Source organism: Vibrio sp. 1F263 (assembly GCF_041439035.1).
Taxonomy (GTDB): Bacteria; Pseudomonadota; Gammaproteobacteria; order Enterobacterales; family Vibrionaceae; genus Vibrio; species Vibrio tasmaniensis_A.
In genome coordinates this window covers 175,830-200,095 of record NZ_JBGONI010000008.1, presented here as the reverse complement: position 1 = coordinate 200,095, position 24,266 = coordinate 175,830, and the positions used below count along the sequence as shown (strand labels likewise).

Below are 24,266 nucleotides of genomic sequence, written 5' to 3'. Positions count from 1 at the left end.
GTTGTATGGGTCTTTACCTTCACTATCTGGATCGACTTTCTGGCCTTTGAAGAACATATCGGCAAAGAATGGCGTGAGTGAGATGGCCGTAAACCAACTCAGCATCAAGGAGATAAGTAGAACCGTGAACAAGGTTCCACAATATTCGCCCGTTGAGTCTTCAGACAAACCGATTGGGGCAAAAGCGGTGACCGCAATAACCGTTGCACCAAGCAGTGGCCATTTGGTTTGGGTCACAATATCTGTGGCGGCCTGCATTCGGGTTCGCCCCTTCTGCGTGCCGATCAATATCCCTTCCACCACCACAATGGCATTATCCACCAGCATCCCCAGCGCGATAACCAACGCGCCCAATGAAATACGTTGAAGATCGATTTTGAAGTACTGCATGAAAATGAAGGTACCGAAAACGGTCAATAGCAGTATCAAACCAATCAACAAACCCGATCGTAATCCCATGAAGAACAGCAACACTACGATTACGATCGCAACCGCTTGTCCTAAACTCACTACAAATCCACTAACTGACTTATCGACTTCTTTGGGTTGGTTATAAACCTCAGATATGTCAATACCTACGGGCTGTTGGTATTTCAGCTCGGCGAGCCTTCGATCAAAGGCTTCACCCACTGCGACCACGTTCACGCCTTGTGCAAAAGAAACACCAAGGTTAAGTGCGAGCTTCCCGTTATAGCCAATGATGTTAGTAGGCACTTCAACATAACCACGAGTTACATTCGCCACATCTTTTAGATAGATAAGCCCTTGAGCGCCACCTTCCGTAAGAATCAAATCACCGAGCTGTTCAACATTCTGGAACTCTCCTGTTGGATGGATTCGAATGTACTCGTCACCAATCCTTACAGCACCTGCACTTGAAACAATATTTTGAGTGGATAAAAGGTTAAATACAGTATTTGGAGACAAACCCAGAGAGCTGATCCGTTTCATCGATATCTCAATGAACACTTGCTCTTGCTGTTGGCCGGATACCGAGACTTTACTGACCCCATCAACAAGTTCTAGCTCTCGCCTTAGGTAATCAATGTAATCAAGTAACTCTTTGTAACTGTAACCGTCCCCCGTTACGGCAAGCAAAATACCGTAAACATCACCAAAATCGTCTATGACTTGAGGGTCATTTACCCCGGGTGGAAGTTGACCTTTCAAATCATTCACTTTACGTCGAAGTTCATCCCAAATTTGTGGAAGATCATCAGGGCCGTAATTATTCTTCATCGTTACCGTAACCTGAGACAGGCCACGACTAGAGATAGAGTTAACTTCATCAACATAGGTAAGCTGTTGAATCGCTTTCTCTAATGGGTAAGTCACTTCCTCTTCCACTTGCTGAGGCGTCGCTCCCGGATAAGAGGTCACTACCATGGCATCTTTGATGGTAAAGGCAGGATCTTCTAAACGGCCCAAACCAAAGAATGCAGACACACCACCAATAAGAAAGATCAGTGATAGCATCCAGCTAATGACCTTATTTCGTATAAAATAAGCCGCCACTCCAGTGATTTGGTCATCACCCTGTTGATCATCACTTTGGGGCTTGTTATTGACTTCACTCATTGTTCGTCTCCTGAGACAATACTTCCACTGTCATCCCATCTCGCAATCGCGATACGCCTGCAACAACGACATGCTGCCCCATTTCTAATCCTTTGATTATCTGCAATGTTTTCTGATTCGCTTTGCCTAATACGACTTGCTGTTTAGATACTGTATTGTCGTCATTAAGAATCCACACGTAAGAGTTTTGACGAGTTAACTCATCCCCATCGGCATTGAACACAGCCTCAATAGGAATAAGTACGCCGGCTTTTAATTTCAACCCGATATCACGCCCATTTGACGTGACCTCAACGGCCATACCGTCAAGAATCAAATCATCTTCTGGCATAGGTAAAGCAAGCGTGACGGTAAATGTACCTGTGCTTGGATCGGGTTCAGTCGTAAACTCTTTTATCCCCGCACTGTATTCATTCCCACTTGGAACTCTAACTACTGCCTCAATATTCGAGATAGTCGCTTCATTTGGTTGATTTACATAGATTTGGTCAGGCAATTGGATAACAACTTCAACATCCTCAACACTGTGAATATTCACAATCTGTTGGCCAACCTGAATATTTTCGTATTGGTCAACACTGACACGAGAGATAATTCCATCAACCGGTGCGCGAAGCTTGGTAAATGACAAACGCAGTTTTGCCAATTCTAACTCGGCATAAGCGATTTGACGCTGAGCGGCAATCTCATCGAATTGAGACTTAGCCAATAACCCCTTTTTGACCAACGGACTTGAACGTCTGTATTGGCTGTTAATCACTGTGTATCTAGCTTGAGCGTTATCAACGTCCAACTGATAATCTGTTGGATCTAACTCGGCAAGAACATCACCCTTTTTAACTTGTTCACCTTCTTTGACATCAAGTTTAAAAATCTCACCAGCGACACGGAAACTTAGGTGCGCTTTCTCAGCAGCATTAGCCACTGCTGGAAAATAGAGTTTATCGTTAAAGTCTAAGACGGAGATTTCAATGGCTTTAACAAGAGGAAGCTTTTCGACTTCAGTGACACCTTTGTCTTTACAGGCTGTCAACAACGCCAAACATGATAGGCCGATGGCTTTTGATACTGTCTTCATGTTAGAGCCCCCTTTCCTTGATCCACTCACGAACTTTGACACCAGTTTCTAATCCATTAACGCCCGAGGTCACAACGCGATCTCCGTCGTTAAGACCCGAAATAATATGACGTTTTTCATCAATGACTATCGCGACTTCTTCGACGATACCATCGTTGTTAACGCGCCATACTGATACATCATCTCCATTGGTCATCATTGCTGAGGTTGGAATTTTTGTCGCCGCTGCTTGTGAAGAAACAAGGTTAACCGTGCCAGACATACCCGGCAGGATGCCTATATCAGTCGGTCTCTCCATTACCATAGTGACCTTGTATGAACCGGTTTTAGGATCGGCTTCGGTATCGACTTCTTGAAAGGTGAGGACATAAGAATGTTCAGGGAAGGCATCGAATACCATAGTTGCGTCTGTCTCAAACCCTGCAGAAAAGCGTGCAATTAATTGATCAGGCAATAAGAAGACAACTTTGAGGATCTGATTTGTTTGGATATTCATTACACCTTGCTTAGCCGCGATGTATTCGTGGTTTTCAGCAGGAATAATAGAAATAGTACCCTCATAAGGCGCAACAAGTGTGGTGTAGCGAAGATTAGCTTTTGCTTGATTTAAAACCGCTCTCGCAGAGTTATGATTTGCTTTCGCTTGGTCAAAATCTTGCTCAGAAACCACTCTATCCTTACGTAGCTTGATGGAACGTTGGTATTGCACATCGGCAAGTTTGAAGTTAGCTCTTGCCTGCTTTTCTAGCAACTGATACTCATCAGGATTAAGCGTTGCCAATGCATCACCTTTGGAGACCTGTTGCCCCGCAGTGACATCGATCGTTTTTAGTAAACCGGGGACTCGAAATGCCAATACGGCTTTATCGCCCGCTTCAGTAGTCGCAGGAAAATTTCGTTCGAAGGCATTGTTACCGACCGAGACGGTGAAGAGTTTGGCTGGTCGTGATTCGGGTTCTGGAACCGGAGGGAGCTCCTTACCACACCCAGATAACCCGGATAAGGTCACCAATAGGACTAGGGAGGCTTTGTACATTGCGATCATCCATATCTATAAATATTTTATTAACATAGATTAATCACATGTAACTTACCAGTTATCGTAAGATTTATTTAGACAAAATTATTAAAAAAAATAACGGCTTGGGATAAATTTTCCTAAACCGTTATCTAATCTTTTTAAGGCTTAACCACTACATGTTCTTAAATGCACGGTCGACTTTAAAAGTGTCCGAAGTCACATAAGCTTCCATATTGCGTACACTGGTCTCTAACGTCTGGAAATCACCCTCTAAAGTGCCCAACAAAGACTCTGCTGTTTGCCCTTTTTCCCAGGGTTTTTGCTTGAGTGTGTGCTCTTGTTTAGCTTTCATCTGATCGACATATTGAGGTGGTTGTTTTTCAAGCATAAATGTCAAAGCTAAATACGCTAATAACACCAGAAAGCTACCACCTAGTAGTGCGGCTGAGATCACTAAGATACGAACCAACCAAACTTCAAGGCCAAAATAGTTCGCTAATCCGGCACACACGCCAGACAATTTACCGTTAATCGGATCGCGATACAGTTCTCTACTCATAGTTCCGTCTCCAGTTAGGTGACTCCGCATCCAGTATTTTTTCTAACGTTTTCACTCGGTCTTGCATCGACTCAGCTTGCTCAGAAAGCTTATGCAGACGCTGAAGATCCGTTTCTGAAAGACCATTGCTGGATTTCTTCTTGCTGCGGTAGTGTAAGAATAACCATAGCGGTGCCACGAAGATCAAAAAGACAATCAGTGGACCTGCAATTAGAAATGTTGACATAGACAACTCCTAAAATTATTTATCGCGGTTTTCAACTTGTTGCTTCAGTTTCGCCAGCTCTTTTTCAATCTCGTCTTGAGCTTGTAGCTCTGCAAACTCTTGGTCTAAAGATTTTGCGTTACCGGTTTTTGCGTAAACGTCAGCTTCAGCTTCTAATTCATCCACTTTACGTGAGAATTGCTCAAACTTCGCCATTGCTTCGTTGGTTTTGCTTGAATGCAGATGTTTTTGAACATCGCGACGATTGCTTGCTGCGTTATTACGAATCATTAGTGCTTGCTGTTTTGCACGTGTCTCGGCGATTTTGGTTTCAAGCTTACCGATCTCACTGGTTAGTTTTTCGATGGTTTCATGAACCAAGGTTTGTTCGGTATGAAGGCTCTTGATGATATCTTCAAGTTTTTGCTTTTCGATTAGCGCCGCTCTAGCCAGATCTTCACGTTGTTTAGTCAGGGCTAATGTCGCTTTATTCTGCCAATCTAGAATCTGAGTTTCGATAGCTTCAACTTTACGTGCTAGCTCTTTCTTGTCTGCAATGGCTTTTGCTGAGTTAGTACGAACCTCAACCAGCGTGTCTTCCATTTCTTGAATAATGAGGCGAATCATCTTTTCAGGATCTTCAGCCTTATCTAATAGTGCACTGATGTTTGAATTTACAATGTCTGCAAAGCGAGAAAAAATACCCATAAGAAACTCCTTAATTGCAATAATGGCAAATAGGTTTTAAATCGTTTTCGATTTCTCAATCCACTTGCTCAAAAATCTACGTCTGTTGTTAAACCTACCATAAGTAATCCAAGTAGCGTGCCAACTTTTAAGCCATTGTTTATCAAATACTTACAATAAAATGGTGATTAACCCGAACCATGCTATGATGAATTTAGCCAAGTATTGGTATTTTTCACCACTACAGCTTTGTGATTAATGCTATTTACATCAAGTGATGTAAATAAAGCTCTCTATATCTTGCCCATTGGAAATCAGATCATACAAGGACCCATTATGCAGCAGAATCTCATTGGTGAATCCCCTAGTTTTCTCTCTGTTTTGGATAAAGTGTCTCAACTCGCACCAATCGAAAGACCGATTCTGATCATCGGGGAGCGTGGTACAGGTAAAGAGTTAATCGCTCAAAGGCTGCATTACCTTTCAAGGCGCTGGGACCAGCCATTGATCTCACTGAACTGCTCAACCCTTAGCGAAGGGTTGATTGATTCAGAGTTGTTTGGTCATGAATCAGGTTCTTTTACCGGTTCAAAAGGTCGTCATCAAGGTCGTTTTGAAAGGGCTGAAGGTGGAACTCTGTTCTTAGATGAACTAGCGACCACCCCCCTTGCCGTTCAAGAGAAGCTATTGCGTGTTATTGAATACGGGCAATATGAGCGTGTTGGCGGACAAAAGGCGCTAAGTGCCAATGTAAGACTGGTGTGTGCCACCAATGCTGACTTACCAGACATGGCGTTAAAAGACGAATTCAGACCCGATTTATTAGATAGACTGGCGTTTGATGTCATTACTATCCCACCTCTTCGCGAAAGAAAAGAAGACATCACGCTACTAGCAGAATACTACGCCATTAAGATGTGTCGAGAATTAGAATTGGAGCTGTTTGTCGGTTTTGCGCCATCTGCTGTTGAGGCACTATTGGATTATTCTTGGCCGGGAAATGTGAGAGAACTCAAAAACGTCGTTGAACGAGCTATCTACCAGCACGGTAAAGATCCATATCCTATTGAATCTTTGGTGTTTAACCCCTTCAAACCAACATGGAAAATAGATCAACATTCCACGCACGAAACTGGCAATGATCTGTCCAACAGCCATACTCCATTAGAGCACTCATTTTCTTTGCCGCTTGATTACAAAGCATGGCAAGAACAGCAAGACATTAAATTACTCAATCAAGCTCTAAAACAGAGCAAGTATAACCAGAAACAAGCAGCAGAATTACTTGGGTTAACCTACAACCAATTACGTGGAATGGTGAGGAAGTACGCGATTGTAGGACAAGCTAACGATAAATAGCTGTCCACACTTGATTATTATTTGGAGCCGAATAAATAAAATGTTAAATTATCGGGATCTTGAGGCTCCTCTAACGCCTCGTTTCGAAAAGTATTTCTTTTTATGAAAGCACTAATAAGACTATCACTTAGCATCTGCACGCTTGGCTTTTTAGCTGGATGTGGTGAAAGTGTCACTCACGAGCAAATCCGTGAAAAAGGCTTCATTTATTGCGGCCAAGGTAATCCTAGTACCTTCAATCCACAATTGGTTGATAGTGGCATTACCTCAGAATCGCTGAGCCCTCAAATTTTCGATACCCTGCTCACTCTTGATCCTATGACTTACCGACCAAAACAGAACTTGGCAACAAGCTGGTCTGTCGATAAATCAGGTACAGAGTACACTTTCAAACTGCGCCCAAATGTTGCGTTTCAAACCACAGATTGGTTTGCCCCAACCCGCACCATGAATGCACAGGATGTGGTCTTTAGTTTTGAACGAATTATTGATAGTTCAAACCCATTCCATTATGTGGGTGGCGGTTTATATCCATGGTTCGCTGGCATCGACTTTCAAAACCTGATTGTTGAAATCACAGCGGTGGATGACCTAACGGTGAAGTTCCAGTTAAGTCGCCCAGATAATTCATTTCTTAACAATATCGCCACCAGTTATGCGGTTATCCACTCCAAAGAGTATGCCAACAAGCTGATTACCACAGATGAAAAAAATGAAATAGACTCCAAGCCCGTAGGCACAGGCCCTTTCTACTTGGATGAATATCAAATTAATGATCTTGTACGCTTGAAAAAGAACAAGCATTACTGGAAGGGTGAAGTACAAATGGACCAAGTCGTATTTGATACTTCACAACGCGGTACAGGCACACTTGCCAAGCTTCTCCGCAGTGAGTGTGACGTGTTGAACTCACCAATTTCTAGCCAGATCCCTATTATTCAAGCTCATGAAGAGTTGAAGATTTCTGCCACACCTGCAGTAAACGTCTCTTTCATCGCGCTAAACACAGAACACCCGGCATTGCGTGACTCACGAGTACGTAAAGCATTGAACTTGGCTATTAACCGTCAGAACATTCTTGATTCTGTGTACTACGGTACAGGTACAAAAGCCTACACGTTACTTCCCCCTACTTCTTGGGCTTATCAAAAAGACAGCGTTCAAGTTCGCTATGATCGAAACTATGCGATCGCACTTCTTAGAGAGGCCGGTGTAGAACCAGGGTTAGAGCTTTCAATGTGGGTGCCACTAGAGCCACGCGCATACAATCCAAGTCCAAGAAAAACGGCAGAACTGATCCAAGCAAACTTGGCTGATATTGGTATTGAATTGAAACTCTATACCGACGACCGATTTGACCGAACACAGCTGTCTTCAATTTCCTCAACAGATTTGTTACTCACAGGTTGGATTGGCAGTACGGGCGACCCAGACAACTTCTTGCGTCCACTTCTATCATGTAGTTCGGAACGCGCGGGATTAAACGTCTCTATGTGGTGCAACTCAGACTTTGATTTCCTTCTCGACTTGGCATTAGAGATTAATCAACAAAGGCATCGCGTGAACTTGTATCGACAAGCCCAAAACATTCTTAATGAAGAAGTTCCTGTGATACCTCTCGCTCATGGCGTGCAATTCCGTGTGCACGATCGTTCGCTAACAGGTTTTAAACGCAGTCCTTTTAATGCTCAACCTTTTGATCAAGTCAGAAGGGAGGTGAACTGATGTTTTGGTATACATTAAGACGTGTAAACTTATTCATTATTACACTTGGAATTCTGACTTTAGTGGGCTTTGCTCTACTTCGATTAGACCAAACCTCACCTTGGGCAATTCAAGATTTTTGGCCCGGCTGGCTTAGCTATGTCACCGAATTATCGACGCTGAATTTCGGCCTGAGCAAACACGGTGTTCCTATCATCGAAGAGCTTGTCGTGGTATTCCCTGCGACGTTAGAATTGTGCTTCTTTGCTTTTTTACTCGCACTGTTTATCGGCATCCCTTTCGGCACAATTGCCGGTATGAGACAAGGAAAATTTGTTGATACCACCATATCGTTTACTTCAATGGCAGGTTACTCGGCACCTATATTTTGGGTCGCATTGCTAATGATCATGGTGTTTTCACTGCACTTCGAGATGTTCCCTGTTGGGGGACGATACGATCTACTTTACGAAATTGAACACGTGACTGGCTTTGCAATGATTGATGCGTTCTTTGCCGAAGGTAACTATCGAGCACACGCCCTACAGAGCGTAATAGACCATATGGCGTTACCTTGTCTTGTTTTGGCGCTCGCTCCAACAACCCAGGTTATCCGACTAATGAGAGCGTCAGTGGCTGAAGTGATGGCTCAAAACTACATCCGTGCCGCACGAATCAAAGGTCTTTCAACAAGAGAGATCGTCACTCAACACGTATTAAGAAATGCAATACCACCGATTATTCCTAAGGTCGGCGTTCAACTCTCCAGTATGTTAACGCTCGCTATCATCACCGAGTCTATCTTTAACTGGCCAGGTATTGGCCGCTGGTTGCTGGATGCATTATCCAATCAAGATTACGTTTCAATTCAAGCTGGTGTAATTGTGGTAGCAACCTTGGTTTTGACCGCGAATATACTGTCCGATCTACTGGGCGCGATGGTCAATCCTCTGGTAAGGAAGGAATGGTATGCTAACAAATAACGTCTACCAAGAAGAACAGATTCCAACCCAATTCGAGCGTTTCTGGCGCAGCTTCCGTGGCAATAATCTCGCAATGTTTGGACTATGGTGTTTGGTCTTGATCATTTTGATCACCATCACTTCACCATGGCTAGCACCACATGATGCTCAAGAGCAGACGGGGCACCTACTAACACCTCCTTCTTGGGATCCGGCTGGAACAGTTGAGTATTTTCTAGGCACTGATGATTTAGGCCGAGATATTCTATCCCGTCTGATTATTGGCTCTCAGCTGACATTTGGTGCCGCAGTAGTGATTACCTTTATCGCAGCAGTCATCGGTTGTCTGATTGGCGTACTTGCAGGTATGACTCGTGGGTTGCTATCAAGTACGCTAAACCACTTGCTTGACACGGTAATGTCTATTCCGTCGTTGCTACTTGCGATTATCTTCGTGGCATTTCTTGGCTTTGGCGAGTTTAATATCTTGCTAGCCTTATGTTTGGCATTGATTCCACGCTTTATTCGTTCGGTATACATTGCCGTGCATGCAGAAGTAGAAAAAGACTATATTTTGGCTTCTCGCCTTGATGGTGCGAATGACTTCTACCTGTTATGGAATTCAATCCTTCCTAATATTCTTACTGTAGTGGCACTTGAAATTACACTGGCATTGTCAGTCGCCATTCTTGATATCACGGCCTTGGGTTTCTTAGGGCTTGGCGCTCAAGCACCAAGTACCGAATGGGGCTCAATTTTGGGTGATTCTGTAGAGCTGATTTACCTTGCGCCATGGACAGTAACTCTACCCGGCTTAGCCATTATGTTTACAGTGATCGTGATTAACCTTGTCGGTGAAGGTGTTCGCCAAGCGCTAAATGCAGGAATCGAATAATGCCGTTACTTGATATTCGACATCTAACCATCGAGATTGAGACCCCTCAAGGGATGGTTAAAGCAGTAGATCGAATGAGTATTACCCTCAATGAGGGAGAAATTCGTGGCTTAGTAGGTGAATCAGGTTCTGGTAAGAGCTTGGTTGCAAAAGCGATCGTTGGTGTTTGCAAAGAAAACTGGAAAGTGTCTGCCGACCGAATGCGCCTTGGCAATATCGACCTGCTACAACTGACGCCCAAAGAACGACGCCGTGTGATCGCTCGCGATATCGCGATGATCTTCCAAGAACCATCGACATGTCTTGACCCTTCCGAAAAAGTGGGACGCCAGCTAATAGAGGCGATTCCTTCGCGTTCATTTGAAGGTCGATGGTGGCAACGGTTTAAGTGGCGAAAAAAGCAAGCAATAGCATTACTGCATAAAGTGGGGATCAAAAATCACTCTCACCTAATGGACAGTTATTCTTATGAGTTGACCGATGGTGAGTGTCAAAAAGTCATGATCGCCATGGCGATCGCTGCCAAGCCAAAAGTGCTAATTGCCGATGAGCCAACCAACGATTTAGACCCGATTACGCAGTCTCAAATATTGCGCTTATTGAGCCGAATGAATCAACTTCATAACACGACAATTCTCCTCATTGGGCACGATTTAACGACTATCACTCAATGGGCGACACGAATAACCGTGATGTACTGCGGTCAGTCCGTTGAGTCTGCAGATACGACAAAACTGTTGGATGTACCAAAGCATCCTTACACCGTTGCACTGCTAAAAGCGATGCCCGATTTTAACGACTGGATTCCCCATAAAGAAAAACTGCAATCTTTACCAGGGTCAATTCCGCCGCTGCAGCACCTTCCGATTGGTTGTCGACTTGGACCACGTTGTCCATACGCGCAAAGACAGTGTGTCGAGATCCCGCATACTAAACGTATAAAGACCCACAAATTTAACTGTCATTTCCCTCTGAATATGGAGAAGAAAAAGAAATCATGAGTGCATTATTAGAGGTCAGTGATTTATCTAAAGACTTTACGACTCGCTCTGGTCTTTTCCGTAAAAAGATTCATCAGGCAGTGAAGCCAGTCAGCTTTTCCCTTGAAGCGGGACAGACTATTGGTTTTATCGGTCAGAATGGGTCGGGGAAATCGACATTAGCTAGAATGCTAGCGGGTATGGTGGAACCAACAGCAGGTGAGATCCGAGTGAACGGTGAAAAGCTAGAACACAAAGACTACTCAACTCGCTGTAAACTGATTCGAATGATCTTCCAAGATCCGAACACCTCGCTAAACCCACGCATCCAGATTGGTCGAATCCTTGAAGGACCGTTGAAGCGAAATACCAACATGCCACCAGAAGCCCGCATGCGCCGCGTAAAGGACACATTATTACGTGTTGGGCTTCTACCAGAACATGCTTACTTCTATCCTCAGATGCTTGCTGCAGGCCAGAAGCAGAGGGTTTGTTTGGCTCGCGCTTTGATACTTCAGCCTTCCATCATTGTTGCTGATGAAGCGTTGAATGGTTTGGATATGGCGATGCGTTCGCAAATCATCAATCTGTTCCTAGAACTTCAAGAAGAGATGGGCGTATCGTTCGTTTATGTTTCCCAACACATCGGCATTGTTAAACACATCACAGATAAGATCATCGTCATGCACGAAGGCAATGTGGTTGAAAGTGGCGAAACACATGAAGTACTGACTAACCCAACTCACCAAATCACACAAAGGTTAGTTGAGAGCCACTTCTATAAAGCACCAAGCCATTAATCGGTGATCGCGCTATATTCCGCAAAGGGGAAAGATATGTTACCAAGAGCTTCAATGCTTTCCCTCTTGTTGGCGCTGCTGTCCTTTAATGCAGCAAGCACAACACTCACATGGCTAGATAGAACCTTCGTCGAAACTGCCTTTTATCACGTCGCACTTCAACACGAATATTCACAAGGCGACAAGCTCCTCGCTAAATGGAAACAACCTATTAAGATATGGATCGATCACCGAGTCGGCGACGAAGAGCTTCATCAAGAACTCACCGAATTGCACGTCCAGCACCTATCGCAAGTCACCCAACATCCGATTAAAATCGTCACACGAGAATCGGATGCAAACGTTAAATGGATATACACAAGGCAGAGTCAGTGGATAGCTGAAGCCAAAACTGTACTCAAACTGAAATCGACACAGCATCTAAACAGCGCTATCTGTACTGCAGGTTATCGAACTAATTCCAAAGGGGAGATTGTATATGCAGGAATTGTGATCCCAGTAGATCAAGCGAGAGCAAGAGGAAAGCTGGTCGCATGTATTGTTGAAGAGATCACACAGGTACTTGGGTTACCCAATGACTCAGATAAAGCCTACCCTTCTATTTTCAATGATCACACGCCAGAAGACTTGTTATCCCCCTTAGATGTAGTGCTGCTAAAGCTACTGTATGAACCTCAATTGAAAGTGGGAATGACAAAAGAACAGGCAAAACCAGTTGTGCGAAAAATACTGAAAAGATACAGCAAAACAGGTGTACTTCAGCAAGCTTCAGAAGCAGCTCAACAAGCACCCTTGTATCAATTGATTGGGTACTGACGAAAATGCGTTGAAAATAGCTTAGACAGGAGCAGTAGGAATATAGCGCCGCCTCAAAGGCAACGCTGAATTAGAATGTTACTGTGTTACTTATACCACTCGTAGTAAATAACTGCTCATCCTAGCTGGTTAAAACGCTCAATAACTGCGTTAGAAATTTTGATTGTAGAATAACTACTTATCGAAAATTTCAGCCTTGTTCTTAAGCTTTTTTCCTTCGCAATTAATGATCACTTACTTACTGTGATTGGTATTAAACAAAAAGTATTAGCGCTTAGAGGCTTGTTTCTTCAATTCAAAATCGAACTCATCCGGGAACAAGATAACACCTTCTTCCTGTTCGTTCGGGAACACAACAACTGCAAGCTCGTCGTCTTCTAGACCGTTAGTCCAACGGCTATGCCATTTGTTTAGTGAAATAGACTCAGCTTTACACTCAGACCAATCACCCGTCGCCCAAGACTCCGCAAACTCTTGATTTGGCCATACAGGAACACAGTCTTCATCTTCTGTGTTCAGCATTACACAACCGTGTTCATCGGTTAAGATCCATACTTCACGGTTCGCTACGATTTCTTTCACACAGTACTTCAGGCGTTGCTCACCCGTATACTTATTGATTTCAGCGATTTTTTTATCGTCTAGCTGTGTAGTCATCTCAATTTCCTACTTTAGTCAGTAACTATGTTCTTAAAGCTATTTTATGCCGAGTGTTTTTAACTTCAAACACTATCGATGAAGAAGAAAGCCTACTTCAAAGAAAAACGCCTGCTAAATTAGCAGGCGTTTATAATTAAGCGACTTGGTTAAACAAGCTCGCCTTGAAGCCAAGGCCAACCTTGCTTCTTACGGCTCAATGTATTTTCCATCATCAATACACCGTCTTTCTCGAATTTAACCAGCTTATCAGCCCACTCACCTTTGTATAGAAGACGAGTTTGAGCTGTAGTGATATCTGTCAGCATTACTGCAGCGAATGCTAGACCATCTTTCTCACAACGCGCTTCAAGATCAGCTTCTAGAGCTTCGATCATGCCGTCTACTTGCTCAAGAGTCGCAAGCTCAACTTGACCAACAACAACATCACGACCGTTGAATGGGTAGCCTTTAAGGTCTTTTTCTACTAACTGTGCAGCAGATAGGCCTTCGATGTTTGTCTTAGCGATTAGAAGCGCTTTGATAAATGCATCAACGTCAGTCACGCCAGCGATTTCAGCAAGCTCAGCAACCGCGTCTTTGTCTTTTTGAGTACATGTTGGAGAAGCAAAACCAACTGTGTCTGAAAGAATTGCAGACATCATCAGTTTAGCGATTTGTTGAGAGATAGCGTGACCTTCAATCTTAAACATGTTGAAAAGTACTGTATTTGTACAGCCAACAGGCCAGATCCAAGCTTCCATAGGGTTAACTGTCATCACGTCACCTAGACGGTGGTGATCGACAATGCCTACGATCTCTGCTTCAGCAACATCGTCTGGTGCCTGTGCTAGATCTGAGTAGTCTACTAGCCAGATTTTCTCACCAGCAACAGAAGTACGAAGTTCTGGCTTTTCAGCACCAGCGACTTCTAGAATGTGTTGAGTTTCGCGGTTGATCTCGCCTTGGCGAATTGGTGTCGCTTCCTCGCCACGAGCTTTAAGAAGCTCAGTTGCAACTAACGCACTACAAATACTGTCACTATCAGGGTTTTTGTGACCAACAACTAAAATCATGTTTCTTCCTATTACACTAACAATTATGACTCTACCTTTAGAGTCTCTCTTTATTAGGCATACTTTACCTCATTTTTTTAGATTGGTCATGTTTCGTGGGTTTGGCCAATGGTAACAAAAGATAAAAAAACAACGAATGCAATTGATAATTATTATCATTCGTATATGATTATCTTAATACACAAATTTTGAGTGATACTTATGGATCGACTAATCTCTTTTTTGCCAAGCAGCAGTGCTGCGAAAACAACTCAGTTTTCACTGTCTTTTAAGCGCCTGCTTTTACCTATTTCACTTGCGGCGTTAGTTGCAGCTCCTGCTACGCGAGAATTGACGGTCACTACCTTGTCTGACGCCTTCTGGGCAGTGTCATGTTACGTTGCTCTAACCCTAGCGATTTACCACTGGTTAAGTCTATACATCAACAAAGATAACGTCTTCAATAAGCTCGTCCATCAATCTCGTTCAAACCAAGTTGTATTCGCCGCGCTAATGGGGGCATTGCCAGGCTGTGGGGGAGCGATTGTAGTCACCACACAATTTATTTCAGGCAAACTCGGATTTGGTGCGGTTGTGGCTGTACTCGTCTCAACTATGGGTGACGCGGCCTTCCTGTTAATTGCTAGCGAACCCAAAACAGGTTTAGCCATGATGGCGATGGGTGTAATCGTGGGTACCGCCTCAGGACGAATCATAAACTTGTTTCACGCAGACGACTTTTTACGCCCGAAACAGGCAGAGAGAAATGAAGCGGAAAACAGCTGTACCTCACAACCTCAAGGTCAAAGCCCTGTCTCTAAAAAAGCGATAAACCTTCAGGGTTACCTATGGTCTGTGCTTATTATTCCGGGAGCCGCTGTTGCCCTGCTTGGCTCTTTTCAAATCGATGTAAACCAGTTGCTGACACTGCCTGAGATGTCTATGGAATGGACGGGAACGATTTTACTGATCAGCTCGATGTTTTTGTGGGGGCTTACTCGTGAAATTGAGGATTACAAATCGGCCGTAAGTGAAGATGAAAAATGTATAGGTTCTCACCCACTACAAAAAACAGCTCAAGATACAAACTTTGTCACTGCATGGGTGGTGGTGGCTTTTCTTTTCTTCGAGTTTGGCTCTGTGCTTGCAAATGTCGATTTTGCGACGCTATTCTCAAGCTGGGGGATGATGCTCCCCCTGGCGGGTGTGTTGATGGGCTTACTGCCGGGGTGTGGTCCACAATTGTTGGTCACTAGCCTTTACCTTTCAGGTGCACTGCCACTTTCAGCTCAGGTCGGTAACGCAATTTCAAATGATGGTGATGCTTTATTCCCTGCTATCGCAATGGCACCGAAAGCGGCTCTTGTGGCCACATTATATTCAGGCATACCCGCATTAATCTGTGCATACGGTTATTGGTTTATGTTCGAAATTTAACTCAAGCTGATTCAATTCCATAGGTCTCTATTAGGTCGATACTTTGTATCGGCCTTTTTGTTTCCGTCTGCCTAAGCCCTTACAACAGATTCTTTTTACATTCCCTTCCTGTTTCATTGTTCATAGTTCATAGTTCATAGTTCATAGTTCTACAGCCTATCTCAAACGGCACGTCGTTATAGCCTGTCTCAAAAACGCCCCCTGTTGGCGCTATGACAATGCTTAATTACAAATCCCGCACACAGGCTAGAAAAACAAAAAGCCCCTGTAAGAGTGCTTACAGGGGCTTTAATTCAAGCTTTAATCTTGGTTCTTAAGTACAAGACTTAAGAAACTTCGATTGGACCACCGAATGAAGTTACTGGAGGCAGTTTGCCTTGGAACTTCTCGAAGTTAACCAAACATGTGTTTGCTGACGTTGCTTGAGCAAGTTCAGACGTACCGATGTCTTGAGTTAGTGTGTTTGGATCGCCGTATGTATCTAGCGCCCCCACTTTCTCGTTGATCGGGCCATACCAAGCGCCTTCTTCGATACGAACAACACCAGGTGCGTAGCTATCCATTAGAACAGCACCTGCTAGTAGTTGACCACGGTCATTGAACACACGTACTACGTCGCCATCTTTGATGCCTTTCTTCTTAGCATCGATTGGGTTGATGTAGATTGGCTCACGGCCTTGTACCGCGTAAGTCGCACGCCACTCTTCAGATTCACACATCTGAGAGTGAAGACGCTTGTCTGGGTGACAAGATTGTAGCCAGTACGGATGTTTGTCAGAGCCTGGACCACCGTGTGAACGTTCAGATTTCTCAAACCACATAGGGTGTTCTTGACAGTGCTCGTAACCCATGTTGCCAACAGTACGGCTTGTGATTTCGATGAAACCAGAAGGCGTACCTAGTGCGTTGATCTCTGGATCTTCACGGAATGATGCGTGGCGAGTCCATGGCTTACCTTTACCGAAGTCTAGGAAACCTTTCTCCCAGAACTCAGCAAACTCAGGCATTTCGAAGCTGCCTTCGTTTGATGCACGACATTCGTCATACAGAGATTTAACCCACTGCATTTCGTCCATACCACGCGTGTAATCGTCGTAACGACCCCAACGCTTAGTTAGGCTAGACATAATCTCGAAGTCAGTTTTAGACTGGAACAGAGGATCGACTAGTTTGTGCATCGCGATCAAACCACGACCAGAGTACGCGCCGTAACCATCAATATCGTTACGTTCCCACTGAGTACATGCAGGAAGCACGATATCAGAGTGACGACAAGTTGCAGTCCAAGCGAAATCAACAGCCACTACAGTTTGTAGGCTCTTGAATGCTTTACGCATCTTGTTGCGATCTTGGTGGTGGTGCCACGGGTTATTACCACTGAATACCATCATCTTGATATCCGGTAGTGTAACCGTTGAACCGTTCGCTTTGATCTTCTTACCTGGCTCTAGCAAGCTATCTACCCAACGAGCAACAGGGATTACACGGCTGTAACCGTTGTAATCAGTGTTAGTGTGCTTAGGCGATTGACCTTGGTCGATGTTCAACGGGAATGAACCCGGAGCAGCGAAGCCAGTTGAAGAAACACCGATACCAGAGTAATGGTGACCGTAAGAGATACCACCGCCAGGTAGACCGATTTGGCCAACCATTGCTGCGATAACGGCACACATCCAGTAAGGCTGCTCACCGTGTTGTTGACGTTGGATACTCCAACCGACAAGAATCTGCGTACGACCGTTAACCAGCATCTTAGCGAATTCACGGATAGAGTCCGCGCTTGCACCACAGATAGCCGAAGCCCACTCAGGTGTCTTCTCAACTTTATCTTTCGTTTCACCTTGAACGTACTTGATAAAGTCTTCAAAACCTAGACAGTAAGTTTCGATGAACTTCTTGTCGTATAGATCTTCGTTGTAAAGAACGTGAGCAACACCAAGCATGAACGCCACATCAGTTTGTGGGTTGATGTACATTTGCTCGTTTTCTAGGTAACGGCCTGTTTTGTTTTTAACAGGGTCAACAGAAACAACGTTGATCTCTTTCTTAGCAACTTTTTCTTTCAGCTGTTCTAAGTATGCGAATGACTCGTGAGTCTCACATGTCCAACCTACTTGCAGGTTTTTAACTGGATCGTTACCCCAAAGAACAATGTTGTCACTGTTTTCTAGGATAAGTTCCCAAGATGTACCTTGTGCGTAAACTTCAGTAGAACCTAGCACGTAAGGCATGATCGTTTGACCAGCACCTGTTGAGTAGTCACCGATTTTCTTCACAGAGTAACCGTGAAGTGCCATTGCACGTTGCATATGGTTAGTACAGCTGTGGAACTGACCCGTTTGTCTCCAACCAGTTTGACCTGTGTGAAGCGCCCATGGACCGTAATCTTTCTGTACGCGCTCTAGTTCGCGGTAAACAAGGTCTAGTGCCTCATCCCAAGTCACACGAATAAAACGGTTGTTACCACGCGTGTCTGCGCTGTATTTATGCTTCTTCAACCAATCTAGGCGAACCATTGGGTAACGCACACGTGATGGGCTGTAGATAATACCTTTAATACCTTTCAACATCTCAGTTGGGTGTTGATCGATTTCTAGAGGTTTAATCTCTTGTACTTTACCCGCATAAACGCGAGCTCGGAATGCACCCCAGTGAGAACCAGAGACTTTCCACGCGCCGTCTGTTTCTGCTGCAGACGCTGATGCCGACGCCAATAAGCTTGGACCGATAACCGATGCCGCACTTGTAGTAGCGACACCTTTCAGAAAACTTCTTCTTGTAATTGCCATTGTGTTACTCCAATTGACGTCTAATTAGTGATGGCCTTCAGAAAAATCTGATGAGTGCTTCTGTAGATACTTAAGAACAAGTGCTTCTGTATCTGTATCGAAGTTAACGAATGCAATCATACCATCTAACATGCCTACCCAACCGTTAGCGCTGAAGTGAGCTTCATCTGGCTGTGAGTGACACGTTGAACAGTTAGATTGGTACGCTTGACCCGCTGCGTTCCAAATTGGATCGAAGTTATCAACCATAGACTCTTTCTTCATCCAAAGTGCTAGGTTAACTTCTTCCCATGGAAGGCCAGTAAGCTCATCTTCTTTCTTCTCACCAACAGTGATAACGTCACTTTGAGATACTTCTTTGGTCAAGATTGCAGTTGAGATGTTCATACCGAAGTCTTCTTGGATTACACGTCCGAAGCCTTTCGCTTTACGCCAACCATCGATTTGAATCTTGATCATGTCGCCTTTTTCGTCGATAACCGCAACTTTACTTGCAGGACTTAGTAGACCCGCTTCAACCGTTGCTGTTTCATCTGTGTACATTGGTAGGTGACGAATAGAGATCACGTCAGAACCATTTGCGTAAGATGTGCTGCTTGCTACATTTTCTAGCTCGCCAACAATACCGCTTGCTGATGCCATATCCATTGGAAGGTTGTGAGCAATACCTTTATGACAGTCAACACAGCTTTGATCACGTTCTGCTGCATTCTTCATCTGGATACGCGCTGTTGGGCGCATGTTCTCGAAGTCCATTGAATCGTAGTTGTGACAGTTTTTACACTCTAGAGATTTGTTCGAAGAGAAACGATCCCATTCGTGTTTAGCCAGTTCGATACGACGAGCTTCGAATTTCTCAGGTGTATCTAAGTCACCAAATACTTGAGCGAATACTTCTTTAGATGCTTGCATCTTACGAGCGATTTTTGCTGTCCATTCATGTGGAACGTGACAGTCAGGACAAGTAGCACGTACACCAGAAGTGTTTTTCCAGTGAACCGTTTCTTGTAGTTCTACGTACACGTTGTCACGCATGGTGTGACAACTTACACAGAACTCTTCTGTATTTGTGTGCTCTAGAGCTGTGTTAAAACCGCCCCAGAAAATAACACCGGCGATAAAGCCACCCATAGTTAGTACACCAAGACTGATGTGTACTGCAGGGCGAGTCATTGTGCGCCATAATTTAACTAAAAATGATTTCATGTTTAGCTCTCTTAAATATTGATTTTAAAAAATGTTGTTACTAGAGGGCATTACATGCCGCCGTGAGCACCAGGAGGTCCGAATACAAACACTTGCAGTGCCCAAACTAGGAAGCCGTAACCGCCTACAAAAGCCACACTTAATATTGGAAAGAGAACCACCGCGATGAAGAGGAAAGACTTCCACTCCAACGAGCGTTTTTCGCCAGTTTCAATTTTATTAACATCACTCATACATTTTGCCTATTTTGTATTTAGTAATTTCGAGTAACCCATTCTATGGGGCTAAAGTTCTTGAGTATCTAACAACAAATTTTAGACCATACACAAAGTAGGGTTCAATCAAATCCCCCGTTATAACCCTTGCTAATCAATACTTTTTTGAGGTCATCCAAACTTGTTTTCAGTTAAACAAAGTTATTAAAAAGTATTAACAAATGTGAAGAATTAAGTATATTTCACAAATGTTAAAAACCAACATATACGCAACCATATGACAACCAATTTTAACTTTTTACCTACTAAGTAGTAGCTAAAAAAGCCTCAAACAACCACTATTTTGTGTTTTGTTTGTTAAATGATTGATCATTTTTAGAATTGGTGACTTTACAGTTGAAATGCATCATTTGGCACTTTCAGATATGATGGAGACCACTTAAAAGGAATCATTATGCAAGACGTTATTGATATATCTTGGTGGCAGTTATTGTTCTTCAGCTCACTTCTCTTGCTACCTATTACCATCAACCACAAGTTAAAACTCGGCCTTGGAAAAGAGGCTTCTGTCAGCATCATTCGTATGGTTATTCAGCTATTTCTAGTGGGACTTTACCTAGAATACTTGTTCACCTTGAATAGCTTATGGGTCAATTTGCTGTGGCTATTTGCAATGATCATCGTTGGGGCAAGCTCAATTGTTGAAAAATCTAGGCTCCCAAAAAATCTACTTTTAGTTCCTATAGCCGTTAGCCTTGCTGTAACTTGTGTACCTATTGTCTTGTTTATCTGCTTTTTCATCATTAAACCGACACCGGTTTTTAACGCACAGTACCTTATCCCTATTGCAGGGATGCTGTTAGGTAATAGCTTAAGCAGTAATATCGTGGCATTGCAGAATTTGTTTGGGGCTTTTGAAACGCAGAAATCAGAGTACGAAGCGGCTATCGCTTTGGGCGCGTCTCCTTCCTATGCAGCCGCGCCTTTTGTTCGTAATGCGATACAGAAAGCGATGTCACCAATTATGGCCTCTATGGCAACTACAGGCTTAGTCACGCTACCGGGAATGATGACAGGACAGATCTTAGGTGGTGCATCACCAATGATCGCGATTAAGTATCAGTTGATGATCATGTTAGCTATCTTCGTGATGATGAGCTGCTCTTTAGCACTTGCACTTCAGCTCTCATTGAAGACATCTCTTACTAAAGAAGGCCGAGTTCTCGCGCAAATACAGCCTTCGAAATAGCCTCCCTACTCCACTTAGATCTGGTTACTCACTGAATTTGAGACAGGTTATCCACAGAAATTGTGGATAACCAAATCAATATAGATCCTTTTTTGTCCATTCCCACCTAGGGAAAGATCATTACCTTTGATCTTTGGGTGTTTTCAAAGACATATACACACACGGTGATCATCGCTATTGAGCGTTCACATGATAATTTAAGAAATGAATAAGTAGGTTTTCCACAAATAAAAACGGCCTGCAATGCAGGCCGTCTTGTAAATGTCATAAGTCAGTTCAGTGTTTTCACTGAGTCCAAGTTACCCAGTTAACTCGTAAACTGGATTAATCACGAAACCTTTGCTTGGTGGATCACGCCACCCTTATTAGTCACGTAGGTAGATCAACCAGTACCACATACCAACAAAGATACCACCGCCAATGATGTTACCAATGGTAACGGGCAGCAAGTTGTTCATCAAAAAGTCCATCATGTTCAGATCAACATAGTCCGCAGGGTTAGCGCCTGTCATTGTCCAAAATTCTGCGGGAGCAAATGTTTTGATACCGATAGCTAAAGGGACTTGGAACATGTTGGCAATACAGTGCTCAAAACCGGCTGATACGAACATCGCAACAGGTAAAATCATAACTGCGATTTTGTCAGTCAGTGTACGTCCACTAAACGTCATCCATACCGCGATACAAACCAACACATTACACATGATGCCAAGCGCGATAGCTTGGATAAAATCATGGTGCATTTTGTGTTGGGAAATCGCCATGGCATTCAAACCCACTTGTCCATGATCGAACATGTACTGTTTAGTCAGAAGCATACAGGCCACCAGCAGCAATGCACCAATTAAGTTACCGACATAAACCGTGGTCCAGTTCTTAACTAATGTACGCCAGGTAATCTTGCCACTTGCGCGAGCAACAAGCGTCAACACCGAGCTGGTAAACAGTTCACCACCAGTAACAACAACAAGGATTAATCCTAAGCTAAAAGCTAGACCACCCAATAAGCGAGTAATACCCCACGGTAAATCACCAGCACCGGTAGTCACGATTGTGTAGAACACAAACGCGATACCAATATGTATGCCAGCAGAAATCGCTAGGAGAAAAGATTTGATTGGATCTTTGGTTGCTTTACCTACGCCAATATCTGCAGCGCGCTCAGCCATTTGTGGCGGTAATAATGAGTCGAATTGGTTTAGATTCATGATGATTTACATTTTGAAACATGTCGTCGGGAGCGCGATAATCCTCTCTTTCATTTCTGAATTCAAGAGCTATTTTAAGCTCGAAATGCCTCTCACAATCCTGTTGAAAGAAATTAGTCCAAGTTATTCCAAATTCATACGACTTTAGTAGTAAAAATAAAACTCTGCTGAATGATTAGTTATCAGCATAGAAAACAACACATCTATAAATATCAACAAGTTACGTTAAAGTTCAAAGAATAACGTACACTATAATGACTCAATGGACACTTTTGTTTTCAGATTTTGACATAGATCAACAGAACGTAAAAAAGCGCCCTTAGGCGCTTTTAACTCAATCACAAATAAAGAAATTAGTGATGCTAAACCGAAGGTTCAACCACTTCTTCTAATGATTGTTCGAGAGATGCATCCTCTAGGCTAGATTCAATACTAGGAAGAATCACATCAGAGTCACTTTCGGTGGCAACTTTACCACCTAAGCTTTTCAAACTATCCACTAACTCTTCTAGGCTCTTTATGTGAGCATCACTCTTGGTAATCTGCTCACCGAGCAACTCACTGTGCTTGGTTGCTTCAGACAATTGCTGCGCTTGCTTCTGGTTTTCAGACTCCAGCTTAGCCAATTGCTCAGTCAAAATTTCAATCTCTGACTTTAAAAGCCCTGTCATATCAGAGCTTTTTAACGCTTTAACACTCGCTACAATTTTTTGAGACTGAAGACGCAATACAACATCACGGTGATCTTCATCATTAACCACTCGTGAAATGCTCAATAACTGGTTCTCTGCATTCAAAACCGACTGTTCGAACTGGTCACCTTTTACGCTCGCCAGCACTTTGACTTCATGAGCAACACTGCGTACGTGGTTTAATTCGAACTCCGCAGCGTGAACTGCGTCTTCAATGATCGACTTTTCACGGGGACTGGCTTTCACTTGGCTTTCTGCCAAAGCAATTTGAGATGCCGCTTTAGCAAACGTCAGTGGAACAACGTCATCGAAATCTTCATCTTCCAAGAACTCCAACTCATCCTTCAAAGGTTCGATGTACTTCTTGTGGGCCACTTTAACTTCTAACAAACTCGCGTTATTAAGAAACTCTACCTGTGCTTCCTGAGCATCTTCAAGTTCGTCGACCAGCACATACTCAAACAGTTCGCTGTATTCTGAATACAAGCGCTTGTAGCTCGATGCAAACATAGTGTCGGCACCAAGAAACTTTAAGTAATCCATTTGCACTATCGAGTCGGCTAATACTCTGTCAGCCTTTTCCTTTAGCACTAAGATCGAGTCATAATTTGATCGAATCAACGCAATTTTTTCATCAAAGGCTTCGGCGTAAGTTAATGTCGAAAAAATCGAGTAACTCTTGGTTAACCGTGTTTGATCTTTCAGTAAGTCCGCATAAATGCTTTCAGCATCATTCCAAGCGTCTAATAGTTCATTGTAATTCTCTGGAGCATAGAGAGACAATTGAGCGTGTTCTTCAAGCTTAGTCTCCCACTCGGAGTAAACACTTTGGACAGACTGAAATGAACGGACCTCTACTGTTGATTCATTGTCATTTGTGGTTTGGTTCGCGCCTGTCTGCTCTGAGGGTGTACTTTGACAACCTGAGATAGCAAATAGCATACTGATCGTTAATGCTACTTTGTTCACTCTCACTGATGCGTTTCCTTTTTATACAATATTAGCTGGATGCAATATATTTCTAGTAACACAATATATTACAACCACTTCCCAATAAACATCGTTCAGAATTTAAGTGGCTGCAAATCACGCAATCTAACTAAAATAAACCCACCATACGACGATTAATCATTCA

The 24,266-nt window shown here is 43.5% G+C and carries 22 protein-coding genes; 9 read left to right on the top strand and 13 right to left on the bottom strand.

Annotated features, from left to right (window positions below; all coding sequences use genetic code 11):
- The 6 genes from ACED25_RS08315 to pspA all read right to left on the bottom strand — a co-directional run.
- On the bottom strand, nt 1-1,578 hold a 1,578-nt coding region (locus ACED25_RS08315), incomplete at its 3' end, for an efflux RND transporter permease subunit (RefSeq protein ID WP_371695058.1).
- Nucleotides 1,571-2,656 (bottom strand): efflux RND transporter periplasmic adaptor subunit, encoded by a 1,086-nt coding sequence (locus ACED25_RS08310; protein WP_371695057.1) that lies wholly within the window; start codon nt 2,654-2,656, stop codon nt 1,571-1,573. The genes ACED25_RS08310 and ACED25_RS08315, both read right to left, overlap by 8 nt.
- A gap of 1 nt (nt 2,657) precedes the next feature.
- Complete coding sequence (locus tag ACED25_RS08305) at nt 2,658-3,692, bottom strand: efflux RND transporter periplasmic adaptor subunit (RefSeq protein WP_009848773.1); 1,035 nt, start codon at nt 3,690-3,692, stop codon at nt 2,658-2,660.
- A 157-nt stretch (nt 3,693-3,849) separates the two neighbouring features.
- Nucleotides 3,850-4,236 carry an envelope stress response membrane protein PspC gene (pspC, locus tag ACED25_RS08300; RefSeq protein WP_032499058.1) on the bottom strand — a complete coding sequence of 129 codons (387 nt, stop codon included), beginning with the start codon at nt 4,234-4,236 and terminating at the stop codon, nt 3,850-3,852.
- Entirely contained in the window at nt 4,229-4,462 is a 234-nt protein-coding gene (pspB, locus tag ACED25_RS08295) for an envelope stress response membrane protein PspB (RefSeq protein ID WP_009848775.1), read from the bottom strand. The genes pspC and pspB overlap by 8 nt, the downstream gene beginning before the upstream one ends.
- Before the next feature lie 15 nt (nt 4,463-4,477).
- Entirely contained in the window at nt 4,478-5,149 is a 672-nt protein-coding gene (gene pspA / locus ACED25_RS08290) for a phage shock protein PspA (protein WP_010440091.1), read from the bottom strand.
- A gap of 315 nt (nt 5,150-5,464) precedes the next feature.
- Between pspA and pspF the strand changes: the two genes are divergently transcribed.
- The 7 genes from pspF (at nt 5,465) to ACED25_RS08255 (ending at nt 12,644) form a co-directional block, all read left to right on the top strand.
- Nucleotides 5,465-6,487 (top strand): phage shock protein operon transcriptional activator, encoded by a 1,023-nt coding sequence (gene pspF, locus ACED25_RS08285; protein ID WP_371695056.1) that lies wholly within the window; start codon nt 5,465-5,467, stop codon nt 6,485-6,487.
- A 102-nt stretch (nt 6,488-6,589) separates the two neighbouring features.
- Nucleotides 6,590-8,212, top strand: coding sequence for an ABC transporter substrate-binding protein SapA (gene sapA / locus ACED25_RS08280; protein WP_371695055.1), 1,623 nt, complete (start codon nt 6,590-6,592; stop codon nt 8,210-8,212).
- Nucleotides 8,212-9,174, top strand: coding sequence for an ABC transporter permease subunit (locus ACED25_RS08275; RefSeq protein WP_009848779.1), 963 nt, complete (start codon nt 8,212-8,214; stop codon nt 9,172-9,174). The genes sapA and ACED25_RS08275 overlap by 1 nt, the downstream gene beginning before the upstream one ends.
- Nucleotides 9,161-10,048, top strand: a complete 888-nt coding sequence (sapC, locus tag ACED25_RS08270; RefSeq protein ID WP_009848780.1) for a putrescine export ABC transporter permease SapC — start codon at nt 9,161-9,163, stop codon at nt 10,046-10,048. The genes ACED25_RS08275 and sapC overlap by 14 nt, the downstream gene beginning before the upstream one ends.
- The gene (locus ACED25_RS08265) at nt 10,048-11,049 is read left to right on the top strand and encodes an oligopeptide/dipeptide ABC transporter ATP-binding protein (RefSeq protein WP_009848781.1); all 1,002 of its coding nucleotides are present in this window, start codon (nt 10,048-10,050) and stop codon (nt 11,047-11,049) included. The genes sapC and ACED25_RS08265 overlap by 1 nt, the downstream gene beginning before the upstream one ends.
- Nucleotides 11,046-11,828 (top strand): ATP-binding cassette domain-containing protein, encoded by a 783-nt coding sequence (locus ACED25_RS08260; protein WP_009848782.1) that lies wholly within the window; start codon nt 11,046-11,048, stop codon nt 11,826-11,828. Before ACED25_RS08265 ends, ACED25_RS08260 begins: the two co-directional genes overlap by 4 nt.
- 36 nt (nt 11,829-11,864) lie before the next feature.
- A complete protein-coding gene (locus tag ACED25_RS08255) occupies nt 11,865-12,644 on the top strand; it encodes a DUF2927 domain-containing protein (RefSeq protein WP_371695054.1) in 780 nt (259 codons plus the stop codon).
- Between the two features lie 267 nt (nt 12,645-12,911).
- On the opposite strand, the gene ACED25_RS08250 is transcribed toward ACED25_RS08255, so the two are convergent.
- Entirely contained in the window at nt 12,912-13,301 is a 390-nt protein-coding gene (locus ACED25_RS08250; protein WP_054541039.1) for a DUF2750 domain-containing protein, read from the bottom strand.
- A 149-nt stretch (nt 13,302-13,450) separates the two neighbouring features.
- A complete protein-coding gene (locus tag ACED25_RS08245; protein ID WP_017104082.1) occupies nt 13,451-14,356 on the bottom strand; it encodes a manganese-dependent inorganic pyrophosphatase in 906 nt (301 codons plus the stop codon).
- A 201-nt stretch (nt 14,357-14,557) separates the two neighbouring features.
- On the opposite strand from ACED25_RS08245, the gene ACED25_RS08240 reads away from it, so the two are divergent.
- Nucleotides 14,558-15,772 carry a putative manganese transporter gene (locus ACED25_RS08240; RefSeq protein ID WP_012604363.1) on the top strand — a complete coding sequence of 405 codons (1,215 nt, stop codon included), beginning with the start codon at nt 14,558-14,560 and terminating at the stop codon, nt 15,770-15,772.
- Nucleotides 15,773-16,098: 326 nt separating this feature from the next.
- Here ACED25_RS08240 and torA read toward each other — a convergent pair whose 3' ends face one another.
- From torA to torE, 3 genes are read right to left on the bottom strand one after another with little or no spacing between them, the layout of a single operon-like run.
- Nucleotides 16,099-18,561: a trimethylamine-N-oxide reductase TorA gene (gene torA, locus ACED25_RS08235; RefSeq protein WP_009848787.1), complete on the bottom strand. Its 2,463-nt coding sequence runs from the start codon at nt 18,559-18,561 to the stop codon at nt 16,099-16,101.
- 24 nt (nt 18,562-18,585) lie between these two features.
- A complete protein-coding gene (gene torC / locus ACED25_RS08230; protein WP_009848788.1) occupies nt 18,586-19,767 on the bottom strand; it encodes a pentaheme c-type cytochrome TorC in 1,182 nt (393 codons plus the stop codon).
- A 50-nt stretch (nt 19,768-19,817) separates the two neighbouring features.
- On the bottom strand, nt 19,818-20,000 hold the full coding sequence (gene torE / locus ACED25_RS08225) for a trimethylamine N-oxide reductase system protein TorE (RefSeq protein ID WP_008222628.1): 183 nt from the start codon (nt 19,998-20,000) through the stop codon (nt 19,818-19,820).
- 436 nt (nt 20,001-20,436) lie between these two features.
- Between torE and ACED25_RS08220 the strand changes: the two genes are divergently transcribed.
- A complete protein-coding gene (locus ACED25_RS08220) occupies nt 20,437-21,231 on the top strand; it encodes an ABC transporter permease (protein WP_371695053.1) in 795 nt (264 codons plus the stop codon).
- 365 nt (nt 21,232-21,596) lie between these two features.
- On the opposite strand, the gene focA is transcribed toward ACED25_RS08220, so the two are convergent.
- Together focA and ACED25_RS08210 are read right to left on the bottom strand one after the other, a co-directional pair.
- On the bottom strand, nt 21,597-22,439 hold the full coding sequence (focA, locus tag ACED25_RS08215) for a formate transporter FocA (RefSeq protein WP_009848790.1): 843 nt from the start codon (nt 22,437-22,439) through the stop codon (nt 21,597-21,599).
- A gap of 362 nt (nt 22,440-22,801) precedes the next feature.
- Nucleotides 22,802-24,106 (bottom strand): ATPase, encoded by a 1,305-nt coding sequence (locus tag ACED25_RS08210; protein WP_371695052.1) that lies wholly within the window; start codon nt 24,104-24,106, stop codon nt 22,802-22,804.
- Nucleotides 24,107-24,266 lie beyond the last annotated feature (160 nt).